Source organism: Azospirillum sp. P4_B5, assembly GCF_056402275.1.
This window is the reverse complement of record NZ_JBFUHT010000055.1, coordinates 1-24,176: the sequence shown is the minus strand read 5'-3', so window position 1 is coordinate 24,176 and position 24,176 is coordinate 1. Positions and strand designations below refer to the sequence as shown.

Genomic DNA, 24,176 nt, shown 5'->3' with positions numbered 1-24,176 from the left:
CTCCTTTTTCGTGGCGCTGGTGATCCTGCTTCCCGACACCGCTCAGGCGCAGAGCTCCGACCCGTCCTGCATCGCCTGCGGCCTGACCGAGCGCATCGAAAAGGCAAGCCGGACGTTCCGTGAGGCGAGTTTCAAGAACCTCGTCGGCCCGGCGTCCAGCTTCGGACGCATGCTCGGCCTCCTGTGGATTTATCTGTTCGCCGTTCAGATCTTTCTCCAGCCGAGCCAGATCCCGCGCTTCCTGGAAACGTTCCTCGGCCGCGTCGGCTGGCTGCTGGCGATGGTCGGCATCCTCTCGGCGCCGCAGTGGATACTCGACAACATCGTGACGGCGGGCGAGCAAACCTTCATGGGCGTGGCCGCCTACGTGCTGGGCACCGCGCAGTCGGCCTTCGGCGGAACGGCGAGCGTGCCGCCGGTTGGTGACAGCGCCTGGTACACGGCTCTGTGGCGCGAGGTCGAGGGCACGGTCTTTCCGCTCGTGCTGAAGCTGATACGGGCGGGGGCTCCGGGCGCCTGGTACGACATCGCGGCACTTCCCCGCCTGATCCTCACACTGTTGATCGTCGCGCCGTTCGGCTTCGTCCTCGGCATCTTCATGGCGTTCATGGTGCAGGTCATCTTCTACACGGCCGCCGTGACGGCGATCGGACCGCTGCTCGTCGTCGGGCTTCCCTGGGGAACGACGCGATCCTACCTCTGGGGAGCGTTGAAGTTCATGCTGGGCGGCGGTTTTACGCTCGTGTTCGCCGCGGTGGCCATGGGCACGACATCGGCCATGCTGCAGTCGCAGTTTCAAAATGTGTCGCTCGGCGATCCTTCCCCCGAGGCGTTGCAGAAGCTGCTCGACGTCACCAACCCGGAATATTGGTACACCTTCATCGTCGGGCTGGTGTCCGTCCTGCTGCATCTCGCGGCTCCGCGCATCGCGAGCAACATCGCGGGCGTCACGGACTCCGCCACCAGCGCCGCCATGGTGACCGCCGCGGGACAGGCCGGTGCGGCGAAAGCGGGGGGGATGGCCCACGGGAAATTGTTCGGCGGCGGCGCGCGCAATTCGATTTTCGACAGCGCCGGCAATGTCGCGACGGGCGGTATGAGCGGCGCCATTCTGAACGCTCTGCCCAAAGGCGGACAGCAGATGGCCGACGTCGTCGCGCAGCGTGGCCTCGTCGGGCTGGCCGGCGCCGGCGCGGCGGCCGGTGCCCGCGGAATCGCGGCGGGTCTCAGAGCGGCGTACCACGGCACCCGCGGGAATGGAGCGCCGGGAGCATGAAAGAACTAACGGCGGCCGGGGCGCCCACGGTCCAGATCGGGCAGCCGCAAACGGATCTGCGCGAGGTGAACGCCGCCGGCCTCCCCGCGGACCGTCACGCGCGCCGGAGGCACGCGGTGGCTGGTGAGCCACCGCCTCACCGCGTCGGCCCGCGAAGCGGCGAGGCCGGCGGCGTAGTCCGGAGCGTCCGGGACGGGGATGGCCCAGGCCTGCACGACGAGATCGAGCGTCGTTCCGTGCAAGGCGTCGGCGCAGGCTTGCAGGATGGTCTCGGCTTGTCCATCAAGGGCCGCAGAGCGGGGGGCGAAGGGAATGGGCGCGCAGCGGCCGATCTGCACTCCGGAGTCCTCGGACGCCGCAGTTCCCCGCGGGACGAGCCGGATCGGTTCGCCCGCGCGCGAGGAGAAGGGCAACGCGGCGGCGGTCACGCACACCGCGGCGATGAGATGGGCGGAGAGCATGCGATGACGGGGGATCATGACGTGAGAATAGCGCTCTTCCCGGGCGCGCCGCGAGCGCCGGCGKKCGCGGCGGATCGCGGGTTGCCGCTCGGCCCATCGTTCGGGCCGCACACCACCCAACTGTTTCCGCAACCCTTCACGGATGCTACGATGCCCGACCACCCAACCGAGCAGGCCGAGGCCGAGCTGGACGATCTTTCTCTGAGTCTGCTCCCGCAAGGCCGGCGGCATGTCCGGATGGAGCATGTGCACCCCGACGGCCGCCCGGATGATCATCGCATCGAGCTGGACGCCGAAGCGCTGATCAACGCGGTCAGCGACCGCATCGCCGACGTCGCGTTTCGGCGGACGGACGCCGTCGACGTCGCCCTTTTTCTGCTCGACCGGTCCGGCCGCACCCTCGGGTCGATCACGGCTCGCGCCGATTTTCTCCGGCGCCGCGGCGTCGTCTGGGGTGGCGACCGCCACATCGAAGGGCTGATCCGCACCCTGGCCTTCTACGTCACGATCGACCAGCTACGCCTCCTCGAGCAGGCCGAGCAGGCCCTGGTCAGGCGATCGCCGCCCATGGGCGAGCACCTCGGCCGGCGCAAAATCGCGGACACATGAGTGCCTTCTCGTGTGGGTGCTCGAAGCGGCCATTTCACAGGCCCTACGCTGCAGCTTCGACGCACCGTACCGGAGTTCGGCATGTCCAAGCGCTTCAGCACCTCGTGGCCTGTTCTGGATGCTGCCTCGAAGCTGGTCACCGTTCTGTGCCTGATGGGGATGAGTACATTGTTTGGAGCCCTCCTCGCGATTGGCTTCCTCAGCTCCCATCACCTTCAGCAAACCGAGAAGGTCGTCGAGGGCATAAGCGAGATGACACGCAAACAGGCGGGAGCGGCGATGGCCACGGCCGTGGGTTACGCCCTGTCGCGCGGCGACGTCGCCGGCGCCGAGACGGCTCCGGACGGTGCGATCACGGTTCATCTGAACAATGGCGGGCCGATCGTGCTGGCCAACCCGTGGGGCGGCCCTCAACGCTTCGACGCGGCAACCGGCATTTGGTACCTTGAGGTTCCCGAACGCGCCTGTCCCTCACTGGTGAGCATGATGCCCCAGGGCATGCTCGCCGGTGTCGGAACGGGTGGCGATCTGGACGGCATCGGCACCATCTCTGCCCGGCCCGGCAGCATCGAGGAGACACTTGAGCGGTGCGCTGGAGCGCATGCCCTGGCCCTCCGATTTGCCGGTCCGGCGTGATCAGGGTGGGGCTTCGTCGGGTTGCAGCGGATGACCTGGGAACAGGTCCACTCTGAATTGAGGATCAGGCGATCGGCTGGCATTGCCAGTGGTCGAGGAAGGCGGCGATCTCGACGTCCGTGTAGCCGAGCAACCACCCGATGGTGGCGTGCTGGAATTCACCGAAGGCAGGCCGCGGGTGCGCGTAGATCTCGCACAGAGCCCTGAGCCGGGCTTCATGCTGCGGAAGCGCGTAGAACCGAACCTCCGCCAGTCCTGGCTCAAAAAGTCCGAAGAGACGCCCGAGCAGGTCCCGGCGAAGCTGGTGCATGGGGACCTGCACCGAAGCGGCGATCAATTGGCCCGTGGCCACAGCTTTGTCGAAAGGGCTCCACCTGTACGAATTGGACACGAGCGCCAGAGGCTTCATGCCGGCGAGCATGAGCTGTAGCTCGCGTCCCTCGTGCGGGCCGATGCTGGCAGGAGGTTTCTGTTCGTTGCGTCGGAACAGACGGAGCATTGGCGAACCCTCCTTACCGAACCGCCATTGGCGGCTTGAATGTCGTGGTGCATCCGCTTGTAAGTGGGTCCAGGCCCGGTGGGCATGGGCCGCCCTCAACGCTGGATAAAAGCGGCCATGCGAGCAGGGCAAACCAGAGCACGACGGCAACCGTAATGCCCACACCTGTGCGCCAACGGTAAAGCGTCCACACGGTATAGCTCACGCCGACCAGCAACAGCAGAATGGCCACAACCATAAAGTCGAACAACGGCATCGGGTATGTTCTCGTTACTCTTCAGCCTCAGCGGCGTCCGCCGGGCGCAGAGTGATGACCGACGATACGGCACGCAGCCGGTCCCGCAGGGTAGCCATGTCAGTGTCCCCATCCTCGGCCAGTTTCACGATGCGGGAGGGGATGCCCAAGGCAGCCACATGACAGACGGATGTTGTGACGAGGTGCTGCGGCTTCATGATGTAATCCTGGTTAGAAAGACAGTTTCGGACGGCTGGCGCAACGCCGGCCTGTCTATGAAGGAGGCGGACGGCGCCACCCAGGCGGTTGAACGCATCGGCGGCTGTCCAGGCAAGACTGATCACGCCGCCATCCGGCGAGGTCTCGATGTCGTCGGGTACGAACGGGGCACCTTCATCGATCGCCATGGCGCTGACGCGGACCGTGCCGGGATCGATCTCGACCAAGCGGCCGCCAAGATCCACCTCAGCCACGACACCGCACCGCGAGGGCCTGATGCGAAGAGCGCGAGCGGATCGGCCGAACCATTCGGCTTCTTCGGACGTGGCCAAGCCCCCGATCAGCACGTCCATCCTCAACCATCCTTCGGCAAAGGTGAGGAGGGCCATGTGTCGGTCCGGCCCCGGCGCGGCGGAAGGGCTGGTCATGGGGACGCAGTCTCCGAACCGGCAGAGCTATGCCGTCGCCGGCGCATGGCCTCCACCACGGGAGGAGTGTTTCAACGCGAAGATGGCGGTGGCGATGACCGCGGAGCGCTCACCGAGCGGCAAAAGCAGGACATGCTGAAGGCCATCGATCACGGTCTTGGAATAGGAAAGGGCCTGCCCTTCTTTGATGAGGTCGTCGAGGCTGTAAGCGCCGGACGCGATGCCCTCGATCAGCGCGGCGATCCGACCGTCGTCCGCATCGCCGGCATCGCGGTCGCTTCGTTCCGCGGCCAGCAGCGCGACGCCGGCGATGAAATGCTCGGCCTTGATCCTCCAATGGGCCTCATCCACTCCGAGGGTGCGGCCGGACGCGTAGGCGCGGGCATGGGCGGCACGGGCCGCCGTCTCGACCGAAGGCGGAAGGCCGGTGAAGAAGCCGGCCGACACCGGTGAAGCCTGTCCGATCGGAAAGGTGGAGACGGTCATGAGGACAACTCCGCTGGTGGAAAACGCATGCCGACCAGCATGCCGCTCCTCATCTCGGCCATTCGAGCACCGGCGCGGGCGCGTCTCCCCCGACCGGATCATGGTGCCCATGCCTCATGCTGCGCAGGAACGACCGCCAGACGTCGTCGGGCACGATCTTCTCGCCGGTCCCCGAACACAGCAGGCACGCCTCCGGCGGCCGGTCCGGCTGGAACACGGGGTGACGCCCGGTCCCGTAGCAGCAGTCGCAGAGATCGATCCGCCCGACGATGCGCCGCTGCACGACCGGATCGTCCGGTCCGGCGAACCGGACGGGCAGGCTCTGGAGGAGATGCTCCACGGCGCTGTCGAGGACGTCCCGGGCGGATCTGTGCCAGCCGAGATTGGCGATCCCGTAGAGCGCGTCCTCGCCGTTCATTCGCAGAACGACGTCGACGAGGTGGAGAGCCATCCCACCCTCGCAAGCGGCCGGCGGTGGCGGCGGAAGCGCCCGAGGACCGTGGGTCAGTCGGACGATCCGGCTGTCAGGCGAGGTGCCGATCTCCGGTCCGGGATGGCTGCGCAAGACCGTTGCCGTCACCTGGGCGGCCAACTGAAGGAAGGCGGGCGGCAAGGTGCTGCGTTCCCGACTGTGGATTCCGTTCTCCATCCGTCACGCTCCCGCGGTGGCCAAAGGCCGATGGCCGCCGCCGCCGGCACGGCGGAGGATGTAGGCGCAGGCGTTTTCCGCCTGCCCCACCGCCCAGAAGAAGCTCTTCCGTTTGCCGCGGGTCCCGAGATGCTGCATCCAGCTCGCGATGTAGGCCGTGTTGTGGGAAAGAAGTTGGGCCGGCAGGCCGAATTGTGCGCAGAGGAAGGCCGCGCCGATCTCCGCCACCAGCTCCTCCTTCGGGCGGTTGTTGCCCTTGCCGTAGTTGAGCAGCGTGTCGCGGCGAAGGCGGGATGCCGACCCGGTGGCGTGCGTGCATTCATGGGCGAAAGTCAGCACGTAATATTCGTAGCCGCTCAGCCCGCCGCGCGGTTGGAAGGCGGCCTTCGGCGGCATGTTGACCCGGTCGGTCGCCGGGTTCCAGAACGCCCGGACTCCCCCCTCGATGAGGGCGGGGCCGCCGACGGTATCGTCCGGCAGAGGCCGCCAGGACAGCAGCGCATCCTCCAGCTGCAGGGCGGCTTGCGTCGGTGACGGCACCGCCGGCGGCGCGATCGGCACACCGTCGACCTGGTGAACGTTGAACCACCGCTGGCGTTCGAAACCGATCATCGGACGGAGCTGCCCGCCCAGGGCATCCCCACCGATGGGACCAAGCTTCCTGGCGATGCCCGGCGTCTCACGGGTCCAGGCCGCTGCCGGAGCCTCTTCATCGAAAATCGGGACCAGGATGAGGGTGCCGGTTTCGCCGGTCCGGATGACGCCGCCGTTCCGCTCCCATGCCTCCGGGGACGCCCAGAGGTGAGCCGTGTAGCCGTTCCGTCGCGCAGCCGCCCACAGAGCGAGCGTGTTCTGTCCCTTGAAGGGGCGGCCGGAGAACGCGTTGGTCGGGCGGGCGGAAAAGCCGGCCCAAGGCATGACCCACTCCCCGGTGGCGTTGCGCTCGACAGCGCCGAGAATGTCCTCCGCGATTGCGGTGTGTGCCTCCTCCTCGGTGAGAAGTCCGTCGGTCATGCCCTGTGAGTCTCCGTCGTGCGTGTGCTCCACACGACGGTACCGGGTGGTAAGCCGTCAATTCGAGCCTCCACGAACGGCCGGCCCAGGTTGCGGCATCGGGTCGAGGTCGCCGACGGCGTTCATGGGCGTGCTCGACCGGCCGGCCGGGCCATCGGCATGATCGGGGCGAGGGGGCGTTGCCGTTTCGGCGTCCCGCGTCCAATAGGAGATCCCCGCAGGATGACGCTGCATTCTTCCGGCGCCGCAGCCGAGCCGCCGTGCATGGGTGACCTTGCGGATTGCCGCTCCAGTCTCGATCTCGCCGCCGAGATCATCCGCCTGGGCGATCTGATCGGCGCCGGGGCGGCGACGTCGATGGACCGGTTGGCGTTCGGCGATCTCGGCCGTCAGTTCAGCGATATCCGGCATTCGCCGAAGGAATGGCGCAACCTCCGGGCCGACGAGGAAGCCGTGTCGCTGTTCGGGCGTGCCGAACGGCTGCTGGCGCTCCACGATCCCGCCTCCCTCCCCCAGCGGCCCCTGCCGGACAAACTTTCCGAGAGCCGCTGGCGGACGGTGCCTGCGGTCGAGCCCTGGTTCGAGAGCCGTCGGTGGCTTCACGGCTCTGCTCGTTGTCTCTTCCTCGGTCCGGCCGGCAGCGGAAAGAGCACCTGCGCGCGCGCCCTGGCCCACCGCCATGGCCTGCCGGTCGTGGAACTGGGGCCGTCTCAGGTGCGGACGCTCCGCGACCAGGATCTCCGGACGTTCATCGACCGCGCCGAACGGATCGGCGCATTGCTGCTGGTGGAGGCGGCTGATCTTCTGCTGCTTCGGCCGGATTATCCGGCCGGCTACGGAGATCTGCTCAGATCCGCTGCTTTGGCCAACGAGGTGGAGCGTTTTGCCGGACCCGTCATCATGACGGCCCGGAGACCGGAGAGCATCGACCCCGCGGCGATAGCCTCCCCGATCCATCGGGTTGCGTTCCACGCCTTGGCCCAACACCTCGTGGTGGTGCCCGGGCATGCCGATGGGGCGCCGACGCACGGTCCCTGACGGACCATCGGCCACGCATGCTCCGACAGGCCGACGGTGCCTTCGGTGCCGTCGGCCTGTCTCCGACTTCAATGTCCCCGCCTCCGGTGCCCGAAGGGTGCCGGAGGCGGGGCGGTTTCCCCGGCGCGACGCCCGAAGGGTGCTGCAAGGGGGGTGGTAAAAGCGTCTGCTGGTGCGCCGGCGTCGCACGCCCGTCCCGACGTTCATCCTTCCTGCCGGCACCCTCCCGGGCACCGGCAGCGCATGATCGGCGGCGCGCGTTCCTGTCGGCGATACCGGCCATGGCGACGCATGCCGCTCCTCAGTCGTTTCACGCACAGCCTTCACCCGTTGGGCGTCGGCGGCGCATGCCTTGCCTGCTTGGTGACAGCGGCCTGCACCGTCCCTGGGTGCCCAGAGGGTGCCCAGGAATGCCCGCAGGCGCCCGAAGGGTGCCGAGGGCGTCCGGATTTCCTATGGCGCGTCCTGCCGGTGTTCCGAAGGGCGCCGGCAGGACGCTGCGTTCGGTGCCGCAAGTATTTGGCGTTCCCTTTCAGCTTGCCGGCACCCTCCGGGCACCGGCAGCGCAGGTTTGAGGCCCAACCATAGCCGCAGTCGCCTCCGGTGCCCGAAGGGTGCCGGAGGCAGTGGTGCCCCAGGTCGGTGCCCGAAGGGTGCCGGCAGGGTGCCGACGTCGCTTTTCCGGTTGCCGCCCGTCGGGCCCCGGCAACGCGGAGTCGGCCTCTGATCATAAGTCACGTCACGGTCCTTGTTCGTCCATCCGCCGGCATTCGTTGTGGCCTCATGTATTCGCCATTCTCCCCCCCAAAAAAACGGCCGAACCGCCGGGCCACTGTGAAACGGTCAGCATGATATGTCGATACATCGTGACGGGAGGATATGCGCCGTCATGTCATGATGATGAGCGGCGGAATAATAGAATAACTCATGTAATGTCCTGTCATGTCGCATGTAAATATCTTCATTGAGCAAAGACGACGGCCGCTTATTTAAAATATAAGCGAATAATTTGTTTGGGGAGTGCGAAAAAAGTTCTTGCAATGGCGGGGGGCGTGGCGCATCGTTGATGTCAGACAGGCCGCCCGGCGTCGTGCAACAGGATGCACCGGGACAGCCAGCCGCCACTCAGCCGCTCAAATTGAAAGGATTGACCATGAAGTCGATTGCCATTCTGGCCGCCGTCGCCGCCATCACCTTCGCCGCCAACGCCGTTCAATCCGGCTACACCGATCTGCGCGTCCGGATCGCCGCCGCCGAGGCGAATTCGTCCGCCGGGTCCATCGCTCAGGATGGCGCCGCTCCCGTCCGCGTCCTGGCCAGCCTGCGGTGATTCAATGCCATGGCGTCGATCGAGAGGGGCTTGGCGGTGGCGCGTTCAGGTGCCACCGCTATGAGGTGCAGGGACCAAGTGGCGGGCGAGGCAAGCGACTCCTGGTCGGAGCGGTCCCCCAGCGCCCACGCTCCCACGAGGGTTTCTAACCCTACGATTGCGTTGATTCGGTTGCACATGTTCGAGACTTTGAAATGCCCGGCCGATTCGAGGAAAAAGGGCATGATCTTTCGGCGAGCCCGCGACGGAAAACATCGCTTTTGCGCGAGCGGAAGGCGTTGTCGAGTGGGGGACAGGCTGAGCTTTCCGCTTGAACTGGGAAACCGATCATGCGGATTCCAGGCGGTGGTGCCGGAACAGACTCTTACGCTTGCGCTGTGTGGGGACTCCAGTCCATAGTTGCATTCGGGTGATGACCGTCACCAGAAGCTGCAATGGCTGGAGAACCCAAATGACTGTGTAATCGCCCTTCTCTCCGAGCAACCCATTCAGAAGCTTTCGAGGGTTTCCGGCAGTTCGGAAACTTCGTCGTTTCACGCGGTGCTGACATTCGCCCGCCACGGCTCTGCTCGTCGATCGCAAACTCCCCTTTGATTACGGTCGCGCCTTAAGCGCGTCTGCATGACGATTCATGCGCGCGTCTTCAGCAGGCCCGATCACGCCATCGGACAGGACATGCCAACGGCCAATCGAACGCGCACGAGAAACGACTAAGCCCAAGCCCCCCTTCCGGAGAGCCTGGGCTTGGACGAGCCGACATGAACACATGACCGGCAGCAGTGTCAGGTAATCAGCTCCTAGACACTGCACCAGCCATTTGTGCCCGTCAACTGGAATTTCACGGTTCCGGTAACGCTGCCTCTGTGCCCGAGCGCTCCACCGATCGCGGGACAAGGTCCCGCCACGGGAGAGTTGTGCATGCAAGAATCTTCCTTCGTCCGAAAGCCCCCTCCCGGCCGGGCGCGCTTCGGTGCGGGCGACTACCGCGCCGCCGCCGCCGCCGCCTCGTTCGGCGGGCTTCCTGCTTCGCTGTCCCATCCAAAACAAATGCTGGAACCGCTCCGCGCCGCGGGACGTCACCTGCCCTTCCCCCGCTGCGCTCTCGATACGCTGACCTTCCTGCTCGACCACACCAGGCTCGAGGACTGGCGCCCTGGCGGCCGCCCCGTCGTCTGGCCGGGCAACGCGCGGATCGCCCAGGCCACCGGTCTGTCGATCGCCACGGTGAACCGTCACCTTGCCTGGCTGCGCGCGGCCTCCGCGCTGAAGCTGGAGCTCGGTCCCGGCAACCGGCGTCAGCCCGTGCGCGACAGTACGGGCCGGATCGTCGAGCTGTACGGGCTCGACCTGTCCCCCCTGGTCGATCTTCATCGACGCATGGTCGAGGTCGCCCGGCACCAGGCCGAGCGCGGCCGGGCGCTGCGCAGCATCGTCGCCGGCATCCGTTGCCGGGCCGATCTGACCCGCCAGCACGAGGATGCCGCATCCGCCGCCGGCGCCGGACCTGATGAGCCGGAGTGCGTCGAGCTGGCCGCCAACGCACGGCACGCGGACGCGCTGATCGCCGAGGCCAGGACGATCCTGCGCCGCGATGCGAGGGTCGACGAGGAGGAGCAGTCCGAGCATCTTGGCCGCCTCGCGGCGATCGACACCGAAATCCGGATGGTCGAGACGAGGTCCAGAACGCTTGCCGAAGCCATCGTTTCCAAGGCTTTTGACGAGAAAACAATATGCGCGCATCCCAGCAACGAGACACATAACACTACAAGCTTAGACCATCCGCAGGATGGTATTCTGTATGGCTATGCGGGTGATGTAGCGTCCAGGTCTGTGGATAACTCCACCCGGGAGAAGGGGGGCGGGAACGACGGAGCGTCCCCGGACCTGTTCCCGTTCGTTCCGGAATCGCAGAAGCCGGCCATGCCTCCTCCACGCTGGAACGGACGCCTGCTCGCTTCCGTCAGCCCCACCTTCGCCAGCTTGTTCGCGCAGTATCGGACCGGGAAATCCGGGCCGGAATCCGCCGACCTGGACGATCTTCGGATCGTCGGGCGAATCGCCGCCCTGCGACTGGGGCTGTCGGACGTCTCGTGGAGCCGGGCGGTGGACCGGCACGGCGAAGTCCGGGCGGCGCTGTGCGCGCTGGTCGCCGGCGATCGTCCGGCGCATGAGATCCGAACATCGCGCGCGCAGATGCTCGCCGGCATGTACCTGAAACGGTCGGAAGACCTGAATCCGCTCGCCTCGTTGTTCGGCATGGCCGGTCGACGGTCGGCGGAACCGGCGGTCGACGCCGGACAGCGGCTCTTGTGTTAGGAGGCCGGGGATTGCGAACGCCCGGATGCCTTTCGCCTGGCGAGCCGGCGCCACGGGCGGCGCACAGCGGTTTCGTGCAGGATGCCCGCCAGAAGGGCCAGCAGAATCGCGCAAGCGCCGAGGCTGCCGCCCCACAGCAGCCCGAATCCGGCGAGACACAATCCCGCCCGTTGGAGGACACGTCCTCGCCGGACTAGACGTCGGGAGGAACCGGATGAGTTCGGCCCGGGCACCGGTGATGGAATCGCGCGTTCCACCGCATCATCGGCCGGGATGCCGTCGTCGACGGGGGCGCCGGATCCCGACCCCATCGCCAGTCCGGAAGCGGCGACGACGGCGAGAATGGCCGGAATGATCATCCAGAATGCGATCCAGGATGGCTCGAGGACCCCGTTGAGCAGGATCAGGCCGGCGGCGAAGGCCAGCAGGGGCAGAATGAGGAAGGGAGCATTGGTCTTCCGCTCGGTCATCGTGCCGGTGCTCGATTTGTGGAAACGGTCGATCGTACCGTTCCTTGAACTTCGGTTTCGAGCCTGCGGAAAGGGACAGCGAATGCCGGAAAGCCGTCTTACGGTGGCAACGCTGCTGACCGGTGTGCTCTGGGTGCTGATGTGGAGCCGGCGGCGGCAGATCCGTAGGCAGGTCGTCGCGTGCATTCTCGCGGGCGCGGCCCGTGACCTCGACGGTCTTCTGGCGGGGCAGCCCGGAGGCCCATCGGGAACACTGCCGGACGGTGGCCGGATCTCGTCTGCGGCATGGCGCTCAGCGGCCGCCGGAATTCCCCGCATCGTCAACCCGCCGATGCCGGACCGGCCGTCGCTGCAGGCCCTGGCGCTCCTCGCCGGCGATCGCGGCTGCCTGTTCGCTTTGGCGCGGCGCGGTTGGCGTCTCGATCCCGAGGGTGACCATTGCGTCCTTCGGGCCGCCTTCCATCTGCATGGCCCGGACGAGCTTCGGGCTCTCGCCCGGGCGTCCTGCGGTGTGGCTCCGTGACCGGAAGCTCGCGCCTGGTCGGCTGGCTCCTCTGGCTCGTGCTGACGGTATGGCCGTTCAAAACGGCGCTGTGGATCGGCTGCGGCTTCGACGTCCTGAACATCGGCCACTATGCCTATGTGTGGGCCGCCTTCCTCGCCGGCGCCCGTTTCCACACCCCGGCGCAGATCCTGTTCCTGCTGAGCTGGCCTGCCCTTCTGCTGTGGTGTTGGGCGACCCTTGTCGCTCTGCCCTTGCCGACCGTCTTCGCGCGTTTGCTGGATCACTGGCTCGACCGGCGGGCCCGGCGGCATCACGCCGACGAAGCTCCGACGCCGGCGGACGACGGCCTCCCCTCCCCCTTCGCCGGTCTCGGGACCGCCCTGCCCGCTCCGCCGCCGGTCCAGGCTGCCCGGAGCGAGGACAAGGTGATGCCGCCTCTGCCGCCGGCGCCTGCGATGGCGGTCGTCCCGGCCCAGCCGGCGTCCCCCGGCGCTCCGCAGCGGTTCCCAGCGGCACCACGGCCACCGATCCCGCCGCCCGCACCCGCACCCGCGGACGAGTACCGGCCGCCCGATCTCGAGGCTCCCTTGTCGGTGGCCGAGCTGGCGGCGATCCTCGATCTGGTCCCGGACGAACGGCAACGTGACGAGCTGCGGGACGCCATCGCCCGGGTCGATCCCGAGCTCCAGGCGACCATGACCGCCGTGGTCGCCGTGTCGGCCGCCGCCCAGATGGAGCATGACCGGATCTGCGAGGCGCAGGGCAAGCGGCCAGCCTTGGCCACCGACGTTCCCTGCGACGATCCGGAATGGATGAATCCCTTCCTGGAAGGGCTGCAGGCCTGCAACACCGCGGTGTGGGAACTCAACAGCTACGACGGATCGAACCGCGGCTTCGTCGCGCTCGGGGCATCGGGCATCGCCGTCATTCTGGCCTGGACGCGGCCTGGTCCGTGGATCGATCGCGGCGACCGGTGGACGGGAGCGGCGGACGTCGCATGCCTCTCGCCCGTCCTCGGAGTCGACATTCTGCTCAAGCAGCTTTTGAAGACGATCGACGGTTCGCCGGAGACCGCCAGCCGCCTCACCTCCTGCCAAGCCATCGTGCTGATGGCGGAAGGCACGATCGTGCCGGACGAGGAGACCGAGCGCCGCTGGGACAGCAAATCCGTGCAGGTGTGTACTCTCGCCGCCGGGGATCGGATATCCCTCATGGCGGCGATCGGCCCGCATCAACGGCCGCCCGACGATCTCATCGCCGCGGCACTGGACCGGGCAGGGCTGAAGCGCCTATCGAACTGACGGTGGGGAGGTCAGCAGGCGGCGCGCCGGGCGTAGTTGACCGAGGCCTCGGCGCGCCTTGAGCTGGAGACTTCCGTTCATGTTTCCATGAAATCGGAGGTCCCCACTTATATAGACCGGGCACGGTCGTGCGTCAACGCGCCGTCGCGCGACAACACTCCAGGCGTCCCGGCTCGGAGCACGCCCTTCGATGCACCGATGAGCCCCGGCCGGGAGGTCGTCAGGGCTCCGCCGGTGCCGCCGAATTCGCCTCGCAGGTCCAGGCGGCGAGCAGCGCCGCGTCATTCAGCACTGCCGCTGGAATGCTCCGGCGCCGGGTCCGGGCCAGGGTCCGGGCCGCGGCGAGCGCGTCGGCCGAAGGGCGTCGCCGGCGCATCCGACTCCAGCTCCGTCCCTCGATGCGGAGCGTCTCCTGTCCGGGGATCTCGTCGATGAAGCGGCTCGGGGCCGTCGAGGTGTGGACGACCGTCAGGCGTTCGTGCGGACGGGTCATGCCGACATACATGCCGTTCCGTTCCTCCTCGATGCCGCGGCCGCCATCGTGCATTTCGGCGCGGACGGCGTGGGCCGACGGAAAGATGCCCTCGTCGACACCGAAGAGATAGGCCTCGTCGTCTTCGAGCCCCTTGGCGGCGTGCACGGTCATCAGCCGCACCGGCGCGTCATCGCGTTCGGCCTGGGCCGCCCGTTGCGCCCGCTCGTGCAGCGCGGCCGCACTGCCGACCTCCCTGGCCACCTGCAGCAGCTCCGCCACGTTGTCGAGGCGCTCGTCCGCGCGCGGATCGTCGGCGGCCCGCCAGTGTTCCTCGTAGCCGGCGGCGTCGAGAAGGCCTTGAAGGCGGTCGGCGAAACCGCCGGAGGAGGCCGTGTCCCGCCACCCGGCCATGGCGTCGGCGAGGGCGCGGGCGCCGGACGCCTGGACGCCCCGCAGCATCCCGGCGTCGGCAAGGCGACGCCCAGCCTCCACCAGATCGCCGGCGCCGGCTGCGGCGCGGATGCGCTCCATGGCGACGTCGCCGAGTCCGCGGGGCGGAAAATTCGCGATGCGCTCCCAGGCGTCCGCGTCGGCGGGATTCACGGCGAGCGCCAGATAGGCGAGGGCGTCGCGGACCTCGAGACGGCCCCAGAAGCCGACATCCCCGACGACGGTGTAGGGGAGGTCCGCATCGATCAAGGCCTCCTCGACGACCCGGCTCAACCAGTTCGCCCGGTACAGCACCAGCGTTCCGGGTTCGTCGTCGCACTCGGCCCGCCTCAGGCGGATGTCGTCGGCAAGCCAGTCCGCGGCGTCCTCAAGGGACTCGGCGCCGACCACACGGACCGGGGGGCCGCCATGGCGGCGGGCGGGGTCCGGCCGCAAGGTCTTGGCGAAGCGGCGCTTGTTGTTGGCGATCACGGCGTTGGCGCAGGCGAGGATGACCGGTGTCGAGCGGTAGTTGATCTCCAGCCGCACCATGCGGCAGGGCGTCCATTGGTCGGGGAAGCCCAGGATGTTGCCGACATCGGCCCCACGCCACGCGTACAGCGACTGGGAATCGTCGCCGACGGCGCAGACGTTGCGGTGATCCCGCCCGAGCAAATGAACGAACAGCGCCTGCTGGACGTTGGTGTCCTGGTACTCGTCGATGTGGATGTACCGGAAGCGGCCCGCGACGTCGCGCCGGTAGCTTTCATCGCCCTCCAGCGCCTTGACCACCCACAGCAGCAGATCGCCGAAGTCCGCCAGATTGTCCTCGCGCAGGATCGCCTGGTACGCCGCGTACACCTGGGCGGCCGTGGCGACATCCTCCGGAACCTCATCTCCCCCGTACTTCGTTCCGATCCATCCGGCGACGGACGCCTCGTCGGGCGTGATCCCTTCGTCCTTCATGGTGGCGATGGCGGCCGCGGCGGCCTGCACGGCGTCGCGGTCGTCGTGACCCTCGATGCCGGCGTCTTCCATCGCGATGCGGACGGCTCTGCGCGACTGTGCGGCGTCGGCGATCTCGAACCCTTTGGCGAGGCCGGCGAGCCAGGGGCGCTCGGCCAGCAGGCGGCGGGCGATGGAATGAAAGGTGCCGACCCAGATCTGGCTCGCGCGTTCCTCGCCGATCATCTCCGACAGCCGGTCCTTCATGACCTCCGCGGCGTCGTTGGTGAAGGTCAGCGCCAGGACCTGATAGGGGCGTGCGCGCCGCTGCGCGATCAGATGGGCGATGCGGGCGGTCAGGGTTTTCGTCTTGCCGGTGCCGGCTCCGGCGAGCACCAGCAAGGCGCCGTCCAGCGCCGTGGCCGCCTCGCGCTGCTGGTCGTTCAGACCGCTCAGGGGATCAGTGCGCCGCCTCGTCCCACGATACCGGTCGAACATGCTGCTTTTCTCCCGCCCCTGCCGTGTCTTCCACGGCGGAGGTCCCGCGTGGTCAGGGGGATTTCAGCATGGAGGTCCGGGCGGTTTCGAGCACCCACGCGTCCTGGGCCGGTTGCGACATCGCAACTGTGTCCGGGCGCGTCGCATTGGCGTCAAGCATCTGGTGTGTTCGAGAATGCACTCGGTTGCGACATCGCAACTGTGTCTGATTGCGCCGCATCAGCAATCGGCACCGTCCGTCTCAGACGCCATCGCTCCATAGGATGTTGACGATGATGTAGACATTTCTCGCTGAGAATACCCTTTTTGTTGACAGTATTCCGTCTCCCTGCCACGCTGAAGCTCAGCAGCAACCGTGGGCCAGGGGAACGCCGTCATGACGACAGCCGGAGAATCCCTCAAACATCATCGTGAGGCTCGGGGCCTTACACAGGCACAGTTCGCGGAGCATCTCAATGCCGCGCTTCACCGCAGCTACGACCGGCAACGGATCAGCCGGTGGGAAGGCGGTCGCGAACCGGTGCCGAAAATCGTCTCCACGTTCCTGTCCAGCGGTGCGACGGAACTGGCGACGAGCGGGCAGGGGGCAACCGTCCTCGCCGTCGCGAACCAGAAGGGGGGAGTCGGCAAGACGACGACCGCCGTCAACGTCTCATGGCTTCTCGCAAACGAGGGATATCGGGTCCTGCTCATCGACGCCGATCCCCAGGGCAACGCGACGGTCCATCTCGGCATCGACGGCATGAAGCAGGAGAAGGCCGGTACCACGCTCTACCAGGTGCTGCGCCTCGAGAAGAACGTCGAGGACGTCGCACAGACCGTCGGCGAACTGCCTCTGCATGTGGTGCCGGCGACGATCACCCTCGGCGAGGCGGAGATCGAACTGCTGACCGTACCGTACGGCACGATGCGCTTGAAGGCATCGCTCAACAAGGAGCATCCCGACGTCAACGTCAGCGCGCGATACGATTTCATCGTCATCGACTGCCCGCCCAATCGGGGGCCGTTGACGATCGCGGCCCTCACGGCCGCCCAATATGTCATCATCCCCTGCCAGACCGAAATGCTGGCGCTGGTGGGCGTGCCGCAACTGCTCACCACCATCACCCAAGTGCGTCGTAGCGTGAACCCGCACCTGACCGTTTTCGGCGTCTTGCCCACCATGCATTCACAAACGCTGCAGGATTCGGAGAGCCTGCGCCTGCTGCGCGAGCAGTTCGGCGAGCACACCCGGATCTTCTCGCCGATTTCGCGCTCCACGGTCTTTGCCCGAGCGGTGTTCGAAGGCAGGTCGGCCTTCGAGCATGAACCCAAGATCGTCGGCGGCGACGGATACCGTGAAATCGTCGGCAGCTTGATTGAACTTCGTCAACCGCCGGCCATCGGAGGCGCCCATGCCGCCGCGTAAACAGTTCGGCGCGCCGAACGCCGCACTCTTCCGGAGCGCTGCCGGAGCGGTCCCAAACGTCGCGGCCCTGTTCGGCCAGCCGTCGGATTTTCCCGAAGTTCGGGAACTGCCTCTGGAGCAGGTGCATCCGAACCCTGATCAGCCGCGCAAGCAGTTCGACGAAGAAGGCCTTCGGCTGCTTGCGGACAGCATCGGCGCCAAGGGGCAACTGCAACCCATATTGGTCCGGGAAGGAGAGGGGGCGGAACAATACATCATTGTGGCGGGTGAGCGCCGTTGGAGGGCCTGCCGGCTCGCCGGAAGGGCGTCGGTCTACGCGGTGATCACGAAAGGCGATCCGGATGAGATCGCGCTGATCGAGAACACCCAACGTCAGGATCTCGATCCCTTCGAGCTGGCGGACGGAATAGCGAAACTGCTTGCCAAGGACGGAGCCACGCAAGCCGACGTCGCAAGGCTGATCGGACGCTCGAAGGCCGAGGTCAGCCGTCTGATGGCGGTGCACGCTTTGCCGACGGAGATCCGCAACGGCTTCACGCAAAGCGGTCGAACCATTTCACGGTCGGTCCTGTTCGAAATCGCGGACGCTCCGACGGAGCAGCAGCTGGCGTTGTGGCAGCGTGCCCAAGAAGGAGCCACCGTACGCGAGCTGCGGGCAGCCAAGCTGGAACTCGAGGCTGCCGCGACGTCTCATGACAAAGGCGGCGAGGGCAAACCCCCTGCCGATGCGCAGGCCGGTGGAAACGACCGACCGAAGCCCGCTTCACCGTCCGTCACGCGCAACGCGGATGCCGGAGGATCGTCCGTGCGGCGTTTCTCGCAGGTGGTCGGTCGGTTCGAGCAGCAGGTCGAGCGTTTCCGAGAGGTGCCTTTGGAGGATGAGCATGTGGAACGCCTGCGGCGCCTCCACCGGCTGATCGGTGAGGTTTTGGAGCGCTGATGGCCAAAGCGGAGTTGCGACGTCGCAATGTGCCACGTCCTGCAGGATGTTTGGTCGTGGGACGTTGTTGGGACCGGGGCTTCTAAGCTTGCGGGGTTATGTATGGCTGCTGGATCGCGAGATCCGTGGACCCCGCGGGTTTTTCTGTGCAGGAGCAAGGGTCGGCGCGGCTTTGTGCGTTGTCGCCTTGAAGGGCGGGAGATGTCGCCGCGCGGCCGGACGACCGCTTGCCTTCGCATGCATGAGCCTGCAAGGGCGTGCTGTTGCGGCGCCTGCCGTCGAGCATAAGCCGGAACTTTTGCTCGACGGTATCCGTCAAGGATGCTCCACCGACGCCGGTCGGGCCGTACGCCGACGTGCGATCGGAACGAGGGCAAACAGCATCGCCCCAAGAAGCACCCATTGTTCCGGTGCGCCCATGCTGTGCAGGGTCGCCCAACTGGCGAGGCACCACGCCATCGGCACGGCGAGCAGCAACCACGACCATCGTCCATCCGCCATCATGACCAGGCCGATGGTAGCGATCGCAGTCGGGTCCGGTGTGATGCCAATGACCTCGGCTTCGCGCAGGGACCGTCCGCTGAGGAACGCCGCAAGCGGGTGCAGGGCGAGCGCATAGAAGAACAGCGCAAGCCCCACGGGCGCCCGACCGGCCCATGAGAGTGACCAGCGGAGCCGGCTCCCGATCAGGGCCATCAGGACAGCCTGAAGCGCGAACAGCGGCGCCACATAGGATGCGGCCCAGTTGATGGTGGCGTAGCGTTCCCATAGGAAGCCCCAGGCCACCCACACCCACAGGACGGTCAGGGTTCCTGCGATCACACGATGCGACCAGGGGCGAGGCCGGATGAGCCACAGAAGAATGGCGGCGCCGAGCAGCAGCATCAGGACATGCGCCGGCCAGAGCGCCTCGTTGTGCCGCTCGATCAGCCGCCAGTAGGTGCGCGGGCTGAAGAGCAAAAAGTCTTCGGCCGAATAGGTCCACCATTCCGGCATCAGAGGGCCCTTACATGATCGGCCATGCGCCGTCGCATCGCGGCATCGGGCATCGGCCCGGTCATCGCGGCCATGTTCTCGCGCACATGCGCGACTTGGCTGGTCGCCGGGATGGCCACGGTCACGGCGGGATGGGAAATGATGAACTTCAGGACGAACTGCGCCCAGCTGGAAGCCCCGATGTCGGCGGCCCAGGAGGGCAGGGGATGGCCCGACAGCCGGCGGAGCAGCACGCCCTGCTGAAACGGACGGTTGACGATGACGCCCATCCCGCGGTCCGCCGCCAATGGCAGGATGCGCTCCTCCACTTCGCGGTCGACGATGTTGTATGAAAGCTGCACGAAATCGAGAGGCTGCCTCCGCATGATCTCTTCGAACAGGTCGTGGCGCCGCCCTTCCGATGTCGTGATGCCGACGTAGCGGAGCTGACCTGCTGTCTTCATGAGGAACAGCGTCTTGAGATGCTCCTCCCAGGACAGCAGGTTGTGCACCTGAAGCAGGTCGAAGCGCGGAACGTCCCACAAGCGGCGCGACTCTTCGATCTGCGACGGCCCGCGCGTGCCCGAAGAAATCCAGACCTTGTCCGCTGCGAAAAGGGTAGGGGGGTGCCCCAGCTTCCGGAGGCCATCCCCGACCACCGCCTGGGAGGAACCGTACATGGGCGAGGAGTCGATCATCCGGCCCCCCATCTCGAAGAAGGCCTGCATGACCGCTGCGCATTCCGCGCGCAGTTCAGAATCGTCGCCGACGTTGAACGTGATCCAGGTGCCCAGGCCCACAGGAGGAATGGCCTCTCCCGTGGATGGAATGCGTCGAACCGGTGTTTCTGCGCTCTGTGCCAGGATGCGCCGCGGCGTCATCAGGGCGGCCCCGGCCATAACACCATACAGAACGGCGCGTCGTGTCGCTCTCATGTTTCCTTCCTTTTGTCTCCGTGTCGCTGTGCTCCTCGACGGATACGACTCCTATATGCGGTGAAATGCGTCGGCGTGATCGAAGAACCTTCAGAACAGGCATGGTGCGGAGAACCATGCCATCGGTGAGATCTGCCCTCCCTTCCCCGGCAGCAACCTGACAACACCGGGGAAGTGCTGACTCCCTTTCTGATTTTCGCACTCCATCCACTCTATCCCTGTTCTGATAAGTTGTTGATTCTGATCGATTTTGTTCAAAGATGATACTAAACAGAGCGTTTGCTGCCGTTTGTCATGGCTTGCTGCTACAGCTTAGAGGCCGGATTTTCGCAGCCTCCGCCCGGGTGTCGTTTGTCGTTGTCGGGTGGTTCGTGCGAAAAGCCGGATTCCAGGGGTTCCAACGCCCTGCTTGGCCCCGTTTTGCAGACCGGATCGTGCGAAATGTGGGCGGTTCATGCGAAAAGCTCCCCGTCGGCGCGCGGGGGCATCGCCCCATGTCGTTGAAAAGCCGACGTCCTTTCAGGAAGACAGATCAAAACGCGGTCCGCCTGTCGGGCCTTCCTTGCCTGATGTCCCGCCGGTCAGGAAGGCCGGCGCGGCTTGGCATCTTGTCTCGTGCCGGCTGCCGGCTCCGGGCGATCAGCGGAGCGCACGGCGGCCCATAACGCCTATATATTTTACCAAACGGCCGTTACGTACCGTCTGCATATTTGGTAAAATACCCCAGGCGGACGCTTGGCGAGGGTGTCTGAAGCTTAATCGGGTAAAATTCGGCGGCGTGCACCGTTTCCGGACCGCTGCGCTGGGAGAGGTCCATGGCCCTGATCGGGTACGCCCGCGTGTCGACCGACGAGCAAACCACCGACCCGCAGCTCGACGCGCTGAAGGCGGCCGGTTGCTCAACGATTCACCGGGAGCATGGGTCCGGCGGCGACCGGTCGCGCCCGGAGCTGAAGCGTGCCATCGCGCGCTGCCGTGCCGGCGACGTGCTGGTCGTCGTGCGCATCGACCGGCTGGCCCGTTCGCTCGCCCATCTCCTGGAGATCATTGAGGCGCTCGACGCCCAAGGGGCGGGCTTTCGCTCGCTGGGCGATCCCATCGACACCACCAGCCCGCAGGGCCGCTTCACCTTGCAGATCCTGGGCGCGGTGGCCGAGTTCGAACGCGCGCTCATTCGTGAGCGCACCAAGGCCGGGCTGAAGGCCGCCAGGGAGCGTGGCCGGATCGGCGGCAATCCGGGCCTGCGCTTCCGTTCCGCGGCGGCGGTGCGCGCCGTCAACGACGCCCGCGAGGCGCGGCGCGACGCCGATGTGCTGCGGGTGGCTGACGACATTCTGCCGCACGTCCGCGCGATGCGGCCCGGCTATTCCTGGGCAACCGTGGCCCGCAGCCTGGCCAGAAATGGCTCGCGGCGCCCCGACGGTGGCCCCTGGACCGGGCCGGCCCTGGCGCGTGCCGTGCGTCGCCTCGCGCGGGACGGGTTCGTGGACGACCGGGTGCTGGAGCGTACGCCGCGGCGGCGGGACAGCGACGACCTCGTCACCCTGGTCGCTTCGGCGGTAAAGACGCTGGACAACCCAACCCTGACCAACATTGCCCGGCATCTTGAAGAGCTGCACTGCCGGACGCCCCGCGGGGAAACGCGCTGGTCGGTCTCGTCGGTTCAGAACCTGTTGGGTCAGGCCGTCGCACAGGGTCTTTTGGAAGATCGGCCGCTCCCTGCACCGGAAGCGCCTCGCCGGCGCGGCCGTCCGCCCAAATCGCTCAAAGGCCTGCAAAGCATTCCATAACAGTGACAGTCAATCCCGTGGTCAGGGGAGCAGCCCGAGCGTCTTCACCGTATCTCCCAAGCGACACGGTCATGACGGGCTGATACCTCGGCGTTGTTGGTAGCATGGCTTCAGCTTAAGCTTCGTATTCCCCTCACGGTTGGACTGTCCTGATGCCACCGCCTCCCTCCGCCCCGCTTGCTCCGCTGCGCAGTGCCATCGTCGAAGCCCTGTATCCGACCAGCGCCAACATCCTGCCGGTGGTGTGTGAGGGACTGGGGCTCGCGTCCGGCGACCGCGAGGAGGCGTTCGCCAGCAAGCGCAACTATGTGCAGGGGCGGATCAGCGGATTATCACGTGAGCGTTTGCTTCAGCTTGCGTACCAGCTTTTACAGGATGGCCCGAACTATGAGCTGGAAGAGGCCGTGGGGCGGGTTGAGGAGGCTGGCGAGCGGTTGATCTCCGAACTCCTTCGGCGATCGATCGGCCGGGCGCTTATCCCATTCGACCTTTCCGGCCATGTGCCAATATTCGAGTTCCTGCGGGACATCTGGCCGATTGACCGCCTGCCGTCCCGTCTCTATTCCGGTGGAACGGTGCAGGATGACCTTGAGCGCCACATGCACCGAAACGCAGACATGGACAACGATGAGGCCCTGGAGGCCGTTGGTGCCTATACCTGCTCGCAACGCCGGTTCTTCCGTTTCCTGGAGGCTCTGCTTCATCCACGAACCCGGGAGGAGGATGAGCAGCGCCGGCTGGTTGCCATTCTGAATCCTCTCCTGCAACGCGATGGCTTCCATCTGGCCGAGACCAGTTCCATATCGGGCTATCCAGTGTTCACCGTCAAAGCCATCAGCGGCTCCGCCGGGGCGCCGGCCGACCCTCTCATCTCAGAAACACTTGCCGCCTTCGACGAGGCCAGCGTGCACGAAGCCTGGACCCGGGCGCTGCAGCGGCGGACAACCCATCCGGAGGGAGCGATCACCTCGGCCCGGACGCTGCTGGAGACCGTCTGCAAGCACATCATTGAGGATGCCGGCGGCACTTACAGCGATCGGGACGAGTTGCCGAAGCTTTACCGGACGGCCGCCGAGCACCTCCAGCTCGCCCCGGACCAGCACACCGAGGAAGTGTTCAAAACCATCCTCGGCAACTGCCAGAACGTCGTGAACAGCTTGGCCAGCATCCGCAACAAGCTGAGCGATGCCCACGGCCGTGGACGCAAAGCGGTCCGCCCGTCGGCACGGCATGCGGAGCTGGCGGTGAACCTCGCCGGGACGGTGGCGACCTTCCTGGTGTCGACGTGGCGAGCCCGCCAAGCGTCCCAACCATGAAGCGCCACGCTTCCCAATGTCACGCGGTGCGTTCTCCGCTCATGGCGGCAGCAACGAGGGCCTGCGCTTCGCCGGCCACGGCCCGTCCGGCCTCCCGGCGCTCGCTGTAGCGGTCGGTCAGATAGTCGTTGCGGTCGCGCACCAGCAGAGTGAACTTCACCAACTCCTCCATCACGTCCACCACGCGGTCGTAGTAGGGCGACGGCTTCATCCGGCCGGCCTCGTCGAACTCCTGAAACGCCTTGGCCACCGACGACTGGTTCGGGATGGTCACCATGCGCATCCAGCGCCCCAGCACCCGCATCGCGTTGACCGCGTTGAACGACTGCGACCCGCCCGACACCTGCATCACGGCCAGCGTGCGCCCCTGCGTCGGCCGGACCCCGCCGCTCTCCAGCGGCAGCCAGTCGATCTGGCATTTCAGAATGCCGGTGATGGTGCCGTGGCGCTCCGGGCTGACCCAGACCTGCCCCTCCGACCATTGCGACAGCGCGCGCAGTTCGGCCACCTTGGGGTGGTCGGCCGGCACGCTGTCCGGCAGCGGCAGGTCGCGCGGATCGAAGATGCGCGTCTCCGCCCCCATGCGCTGGAGCAGACGCGCAGCCTCCTCGGTGAGGAAGCGGCTGTACGAACGCTCGCGCAGGGAGCCGTAGAGCAGCAGGATGCGTGGCGGGTGGGTGGACACATGCCCAGGCGTCAGCTTGCCAAGGTCCGGCGCCTCGAAATAGGGCTCGTCCAGGCTTGGGAAGCCTGCGCCGTTCTCGCTATCATGCTCAGACATGCCGACACTCTCCGGTGATGGTCCCATAGCGGAGCCGGGCCATCAGGCGCCGGCCCGCCCCTCGTACCAGGGCTTGGTCGCCTTGACGATCTTCACCACCGACAGCATCACCGGCACCTCGACCAGCACGCCGACGACGGTGGCGAGCGCCGCCCCGGAGCCCAGGCCGAACAGGCTGATGGCCGCCGCCACCGCCAGCTCGAAGAAGTTTT

The 24,176-nt window shown here is 66.5% G+C and carries 24 protein-coding genes and 1 pseudogene; 12 read left to right on the top strand and 13 right to left on the bottom strand.

Annotation, left to right across the window (positions count from 1 at the left end; genetic code table 11):
* Positions 1-10 precede the first annotated feature (10 nt).
* Entirely contained in the window at positions 11-1,276 is a 1,266-nt protein-coding gene (locus tag AC1DVI_RS28285) for a type IV secretion system protein (protein ID WP_476960801.1), read from the top strand.
* Positions 1,277-1,281: 5 nt separating this feature from the next.
* On the opposite strand, the gene AC1DVI_RS28280 is transcribed toward AC1DVI_RS28285, so the two are convergent.
* Positions 1,282-1,755, bottom strand: a complete 474-nt coding sequence (locus tag AC1DVI_RS28280; protein WP_476960800.1) for an OmpA family protein — start codon at positions 1,753-1,755, stop codon at positions 1,282-1,284.
* 132 nt (positions 1,756-1,887) lie between these two features.
* Here AC1DVI_RS28280 and AC1DVI_RS28275 point away from each other — a divergent pair, with 132 nt between their 5' ends.
* Both AC1DVI_RS28275 and AC1DVI_RS28270 read left to right on the top strand, forming a co-directional pair.
* Positions 1,888-2,346: a hypothetical protein gene (locus AC1DVI_RS28275; RefSeq protein WP_476960799.1), complete on the top strand. Its 459-nt coding sequence runs from the start codon at positions 1,888-1,890 to the stop codon at positions 2,344-2,346.
* Between the two features lie 81 nt (positions 2,347-2,427).
* Entirely contained in the window at positions 2,428-2,982 is a 555-nt protein-coding gene (locus AC1DVI_RS28270; protein WP_014242620.1) for a hypothetical protein, read from the top strand.
* Positions 2,983-3,046: 64 nt separating this feature from the next.
* Here AC1DVI_RS28270 and AC1DVI_RS28265 read toward each other — a convergent pair whose 3' ends face one another.
* From AC1DVI_RS28265 to AC1DVI_RS28240, 6 genes are read right to left on the bottom strand one after another with little or no spacing between them, the layout of a single operon-like run.
* Positions 3,047-3,481 carry a hypothetical protein gene (locus AC1DVI_RS28265; RefSeq protein ID WP_476960798.1) on the bottom strand — a complete coding sequence of 145 codons (435 nt, stop codon included), beginning with the start codon at positions 3,479-3,481 and terminating at the stop codon, positions 3,047-3,049.
* A gap of 13 nt (positions 3,482-3,494) precedes the next feature.
* On the bottom strand, positions 3,495-3,737 hold the full coding sequence (locus tag AC1DVI_RS28260; RefSeq protein ID WP_476960797.1) for a hypothetical protein: 243 nt from the start codon (positions 3,735-3,737) through the stop codon (positions 3,495-3,497).
* Between the two features lie 14 nt (positions 3,738-3,751).
* The gene (locus tag AC1DVI_RS28255; RefSeq protein ID WP_476960796.1) at positions 3,752-4,363 is read right to left on the bottom strand and encodes a hypothetical protein; all 612 of its coding nucleotides are present in this window, start codon (positions 4,361-4,363) and stop codon (positions 3,752-3,754) included.
* A 27-nt stretch (positions 4,364-4,390) separates the two neighbouring features.
* Entirely contained in the window at positions 4,391-4,849 is a 459-nt protein-coding gene (locus tag AC1DVI_RS28250) for a hypothetical protein (RefSeq protein ID WP_476960795.1), read from the bottom strand.
* A 49-nt stretch (positions 4,850-4,898) separates the two neighbouring features.
* A complete protein-coding gene (locus AC1DVI_RS28245; protein WP_476960794.1) occupies positions 4,899-5,498 on the bottom strand; it encodes a hypothetical protein in 600 nt (199 codons plus the stop codon).
* Positions 5,499-5,501: 3 nt separating this feature from the next.
* Positions 5,502-6,512, bottom strand: a complete 1,011-nt coding sequence (locus AC1DVI_RS28240) for a zincin-like metallopeptidase domain-containing protein (protein WP_476960793.1) — start codon at positions 6,510-6,512, stop codon at positions 5,502-5,504.
* Positions 6,513-6,734: 222 nt separating this feature from the next.
* On the opposite strand from AC1DVI_RS28240, the gene AC1DVI_RS28235 reads away from it, so the two are divergent.
* The 3 genes from AC1DVI_RS28235 to AC1DVI_RS28225 all read left to right on the top strand — a co-directional run bounded on the left by AC1DVI_RS28235 (position 6,735) and on the right by AC1DVI_RS28225 (position 11,196).
* The gene (locus tag AC1DVI_RS28235) at positions 6,735-7,550 is read left to right on the top strand and encodes an AAA family ATPase (protein WP_476960792.1); all 816 of its coding nucleotides are present in this window, start codon (positions 6,735-6,737) and stop codon (positions 7,548-7,550) included.
* A gap of 1,153 nt (positions 7,551-8,703) precedes the next feature.
* Positions 8,704-8,880, top strand: a complete 177-nt coding sequence (locus tag AC1DVI_RS28230) for a hypothetical protein (protein WP_201043827.1) — start codon at positions 8,704-8,706, stop codon at positions 8,878-8,880.
* 918 nt (positions 8,881-9,798) lie between these two features.
* Entirely contained in the window at positions 9,799-11,196 is a 1,398-nt protein-coding gene (locus AC1DVI_RS28225; RefSeq protein ID WP_476960791.1) for a helix-turn-helix domain-containing protein, read from the top strand.
* Here the strand turns inward: AC1DVI_RS28225 and AC1DVI_RS28220 are convergent.
* Positions 11,193-11,666: a hypothetical protein gene (locus AC1DVI_RS28220; RefSeq protein WP_476960790.1), complete on the bottom strand. Its 474-nt coding sequence runs from the start codon at positions 11,664-11,666 to the stop codon at positions 11,193-11,195. The genes AC1DVI_RS28225 and AC1DVI_RS28220 overlap by 4 nt on opposite strands.
* On the opposite strand from AC1DVI_RS28220, the gene AC1DVI_RS28215 reads away from it, so the two are divergent.
* Both AC1DVI_RS28215 and AC1DVI_RS28210 read left to right on the top strand, forming a co-directional pair.
* Complete coding sequence (locus AC1DVI_RS28215) at positions 11,647-12,189, top strand: hypothetical protein (RefSeq protein WP_476960789.1); 543 nt, start codon at positions 11,647-11,649, stop codon at positions 12,187-12,189. The genes AC1DVI_RS28220 and AC1DVI_RS28215 overlap by 20 nt on opposite strands.
* The gene (locus tag AC1DVI_RS28210; RefSeq protein WP_476960788.1) at positions 12,186-13,472 is read left to right on the top strand and encodes a hypothetical protein; all 1,287 of its coding nucleotides are present in this window, start codon (positions 12,186-12,188) and stop codon (positions 13,470-13,472) included. Before AC1DVI_RS28215 ends, AC1DVI_RS28210 begins: the two co-directional genes overlap by 4 nt.
* Positions 13,473-13,692: 220 nt before the next feature.
* Here the strand turns inward: AC1DVI_RS28210 and AC1DVI_RS28205 are convergent, their stop codons facing one another.
* Positions 13,693-15,819, bottom strand: a complete 2,127-nt coding sequence (locus AC1DVI_RS28205; RefSeq protein ID WP_476960787.1) for an ATP-dependent helicase — start codon at positions 15,817-15,819, stop codon at positions 13,693-13,695.
* Positions 15,820-16,195: 376 nt separating this feature from the next.
* Here AC1DVI_RS28205 and AC1DVI_RS28200 point away from each other — a divergent pair, with 376 nt between their 5' ends.
* Positions 16,196-17,227, top strand: coding sequence for an AAA family ATPase (locus tag AC1DVI_RS28200; RefSeq protein ID WP_041814736.1), 1,032 nt, complete (start codon positions 16,196-16,198; stop codon positions 17,225-17,227).
* Positions 17,214-18,167: a ParB/RepB/Spo0J family partition protein gene (locus AC1DVI_RS28195; protein ID WP_476960786.1), complete on the top strand. Its 954-nt coding sequence runs from the start codon at positions 17,214-17,216 to the stop codon at positions 18,165-18,167. Before AC1DVI_RS28200 ends, AC1DVI_RS28195 begins: the two co-directional genes overlap by 14 nt.
* A gap of 315 nt (positions 18,168-18,482) precedes the next feature.
* Here AC1DVI_RS28195 and AC1DVI_RS28190 read toward each other — a convergent pair whose 3' ends face one another.
* Together AC1DVI_RS28190 and AC1DVI_RS28185 are read right to left on the bottom strand one after the other, a co-directional pair.
* Positions 18,483-19,163: a DUF6064 family protein gene (locus AC1DVI_RS28190; RefSeq protein ID WP_476960785.1), complete on the bottom strand. Its 681-nt coding sequence runs from the start codon at positions 19,161-19,163 to the stop codon at positions 18,483-18,485.
* Positions 19,163-20,023: an aldo/keto reductase gene (locus tag AC1DVI_RS28185; RefSeq protein ID WP_476960784.1), complete on the bottom strand. Its 861-nt coding sequence runs from the start codon at positions 20,021-20,023 to the stop codon at positions 19,163-19,165. Before AC1DVI_RS28185 ends, AC1DVI_RS28190 begins: the two co-directional genes overlap by 1 nt.
* Before the next feature lie 869 nt (positions 20,024-20,892).
* Here AC1DVI_RS28185 and AC1DVI_RS28180 point away from each other — a divergent pair.
* Together AC1DVI_RS28180 and AC1DVI_RS28175 are read left to right on the top strand one after the other, a co-directional pair.
* Positions 20,893-21,867 carry a recombinase family protein gene (locus tag AC1DVI_RS28180; protein ID WP_103041018.1) on the top strand — a complete coding sequence of 325 codons (975 nt, stop codon included), beginning with the start codon at positions 20,893-20,895 and terminating at the stop codon, positions 21,865-21,867.
* A 152-nt stretch (positions 21,868-22,019) separates the two neighbouring features.
* Positions 22,020-23,183 carry an abortive infection family protein gene (locus AC1DVI_RS28175; RefSeq protein ID WP_040137400.1) on the top strand — a complete coding sequence of 388 codons (1,164 nt, stop codon included), beginning with the start codon at positions 22,020-22,022 and terminating at the stop codon, positions 23,181-23,183.
* A 19-nt stretch (positions 23,184-23,202) separates the two neighbouring features.
* Here AC1DVI_RS28175 and arsH read toward each other — a convergent pair whose 3' ends face one another.
* Both arsH and AC1DVI_RS28165 read right to left on the bottom strand, forming a co-directional pair.
* Positions 23,203-23,964, bottom strand: a complete 762-nt coding sequence (arsH, locus tag AC1DVI_RS28170; protein ID WP_103041017.1) for an arsenical resistance protein ArsH — start codon at positions 23,962-23,964, stop codon at positions 23,203-23,205.
* A gap of 42 nt (positions 23,965-24,006) precedes the next feature.
* Positions 24,007-24,176, bottom strand: a pseudogene (locus tag AC1DVI_RS28165) (arsenical-resistance protein); the annotation flags it as partial.

Coding starts and splice junctions, on each gene's coding strand:
- AC1DVI_RS28275 (WP_476960799.1), top strand. CDS start 1,888: ATGCCCGACCACCCAACCGAGCAGGCCGAGGCCGAGCTGGACGATCTT.
- AC1DVI_RS28265 (WP_476960798.1), bottom strand. CDS start 3,481: ATGCTCCGTCTGTTCCGACGCAACGAACAGAAACCTCCTGCCAGCATC.
- AC1DVI_RS28190 (WP_476960785.1), bottom strand. CDS start 19,163: ATGCCGGAATGGTGGACCTATTCGGCCGAAGACTTTTTGCTCTTCAGC.
- AC1DVI_RS28225 (WP_476960791.1), top strand. CDS start 9,799: ATGCAAGAATCTTCCTTCGTCCGAAAGCCCCCTCCCGGCCGGGCGCGC.
- AC1DVI_RS28175 (WP_040137400.1), top strand. CDS start 22,020: ATGCCACCGCCTCCCTCCGCCCCGCTTGCTCCGCTGCGCAGTGCCATC.
- AC1DVI_RS28200 (WP_041814736.1), top strand. CDS start 16,196: ATGACGACAGCCGGAGAATCCCTCAAACATCATCGTGAGGCTCGGGGC.
- AC1DVI_RS28255 (WP_476960796.1), bottom strand. CDS start 4,363: ATGACCAGCCCTTCCGCCGCGCCGGGGCCGGACCGACACATGGCCCTC.
- AC1DVI_RS28180 (WP_103041018.1), top strand. CDS start 20,893: ATGGCCCTGATCGGGTACGCCCGCGTGTCGACCGACGAGCAAACCACC.
- AC1DVI_RS28220 (WP_476960790.1), bottom strand. CDS start 11,666: ATGACCGAGCGGAAGACCAATGCTCCCTTCCTCATTCTGCCCCTGCTG.
- AC1DVI_RS28205 (WP_476960787.1), bottom strand. CDS start 15,819: ATGTTCGACCGGTATCGTGGGACGAGGCGGCGCACTGATCCCCTGAGC.
- AC1DVI_RS28260 (WP_476960797.1), bottom strand. CDS start 3,737: ATGCCGTTGTTCGACTTTATGGTTGTGGCCATTCTGCTGTTGCTGGTC.
- AC1DVI_RS28230 (WP_201043827.1), top strand. CDS start 8,704: ATGAAGTCGATTGCCATTCTGGCCGCCGTCGCCGCCATCACCTTCGCC.
- AC1DVI_RS28270 (WP_014242620.1), top strand. CDS start 2,428: ATGTCCAAGCGCTTCAGCACCTCGTGGCCTGTTCTGGATGCTGCCTCG.
- AC1DVI_RS28185 (WP_476960784.1), bottom strand. CDS start 20,023: ATGACGCCGCGGCGCATCCTGGCACAGAGCGCAGAAACACCGGTTCGA.
- AC1DVI_RS28280 (WP_476960800.1), bottom strand. CDS start 1,755: ATGATCCCCCGTCATCGCATGCTCTCCGCCCATCTCATCGCCGCGGTG.
- AC1DVI_RS28195 (WP_476960786.1), top strand. CDS start 17,214: ATGCCGCCGCGTAAACAGTTCGGCGCGCCGAACGCCGCACTCTTCCGG.
- arsH (WP_103041017.1), bottom strand. CDS start 23,964: ATGTCTGAGCATGATAGCGAGAACGGCGCAGGCTTCCCAAGCCTGGAC.
- AC1DVI_RS28245 (WP_476960794.1), bottom strand. CDS start 5,498: ATGGAGAACGGAATCCACAGTCGGGAACGCAGCACCTTGCCGCCCGCC.
- AC1DVI_RS28250 (WP_476960795.1), bottom strand. CDS start 4,849: ATGACCGTCTCCACCTTTCCGATCGGACAGGCTTCACCGGTGTCGGCC.
- AC1DVI_RS28240 (WP_476960793.1), bottom strand. CDS start 6,512: ATGACCGACGGACTTCTCACCGAGGAGGAGGCACACACCGCAATCGCG.
- AC1DVI_RS28235 (WP_476960792.1), top strand. CDS start 6,735: ATGACGCTGCATTCTTCCGGCGCCGCAGCCGAGCCGCCGTGCATGGGT.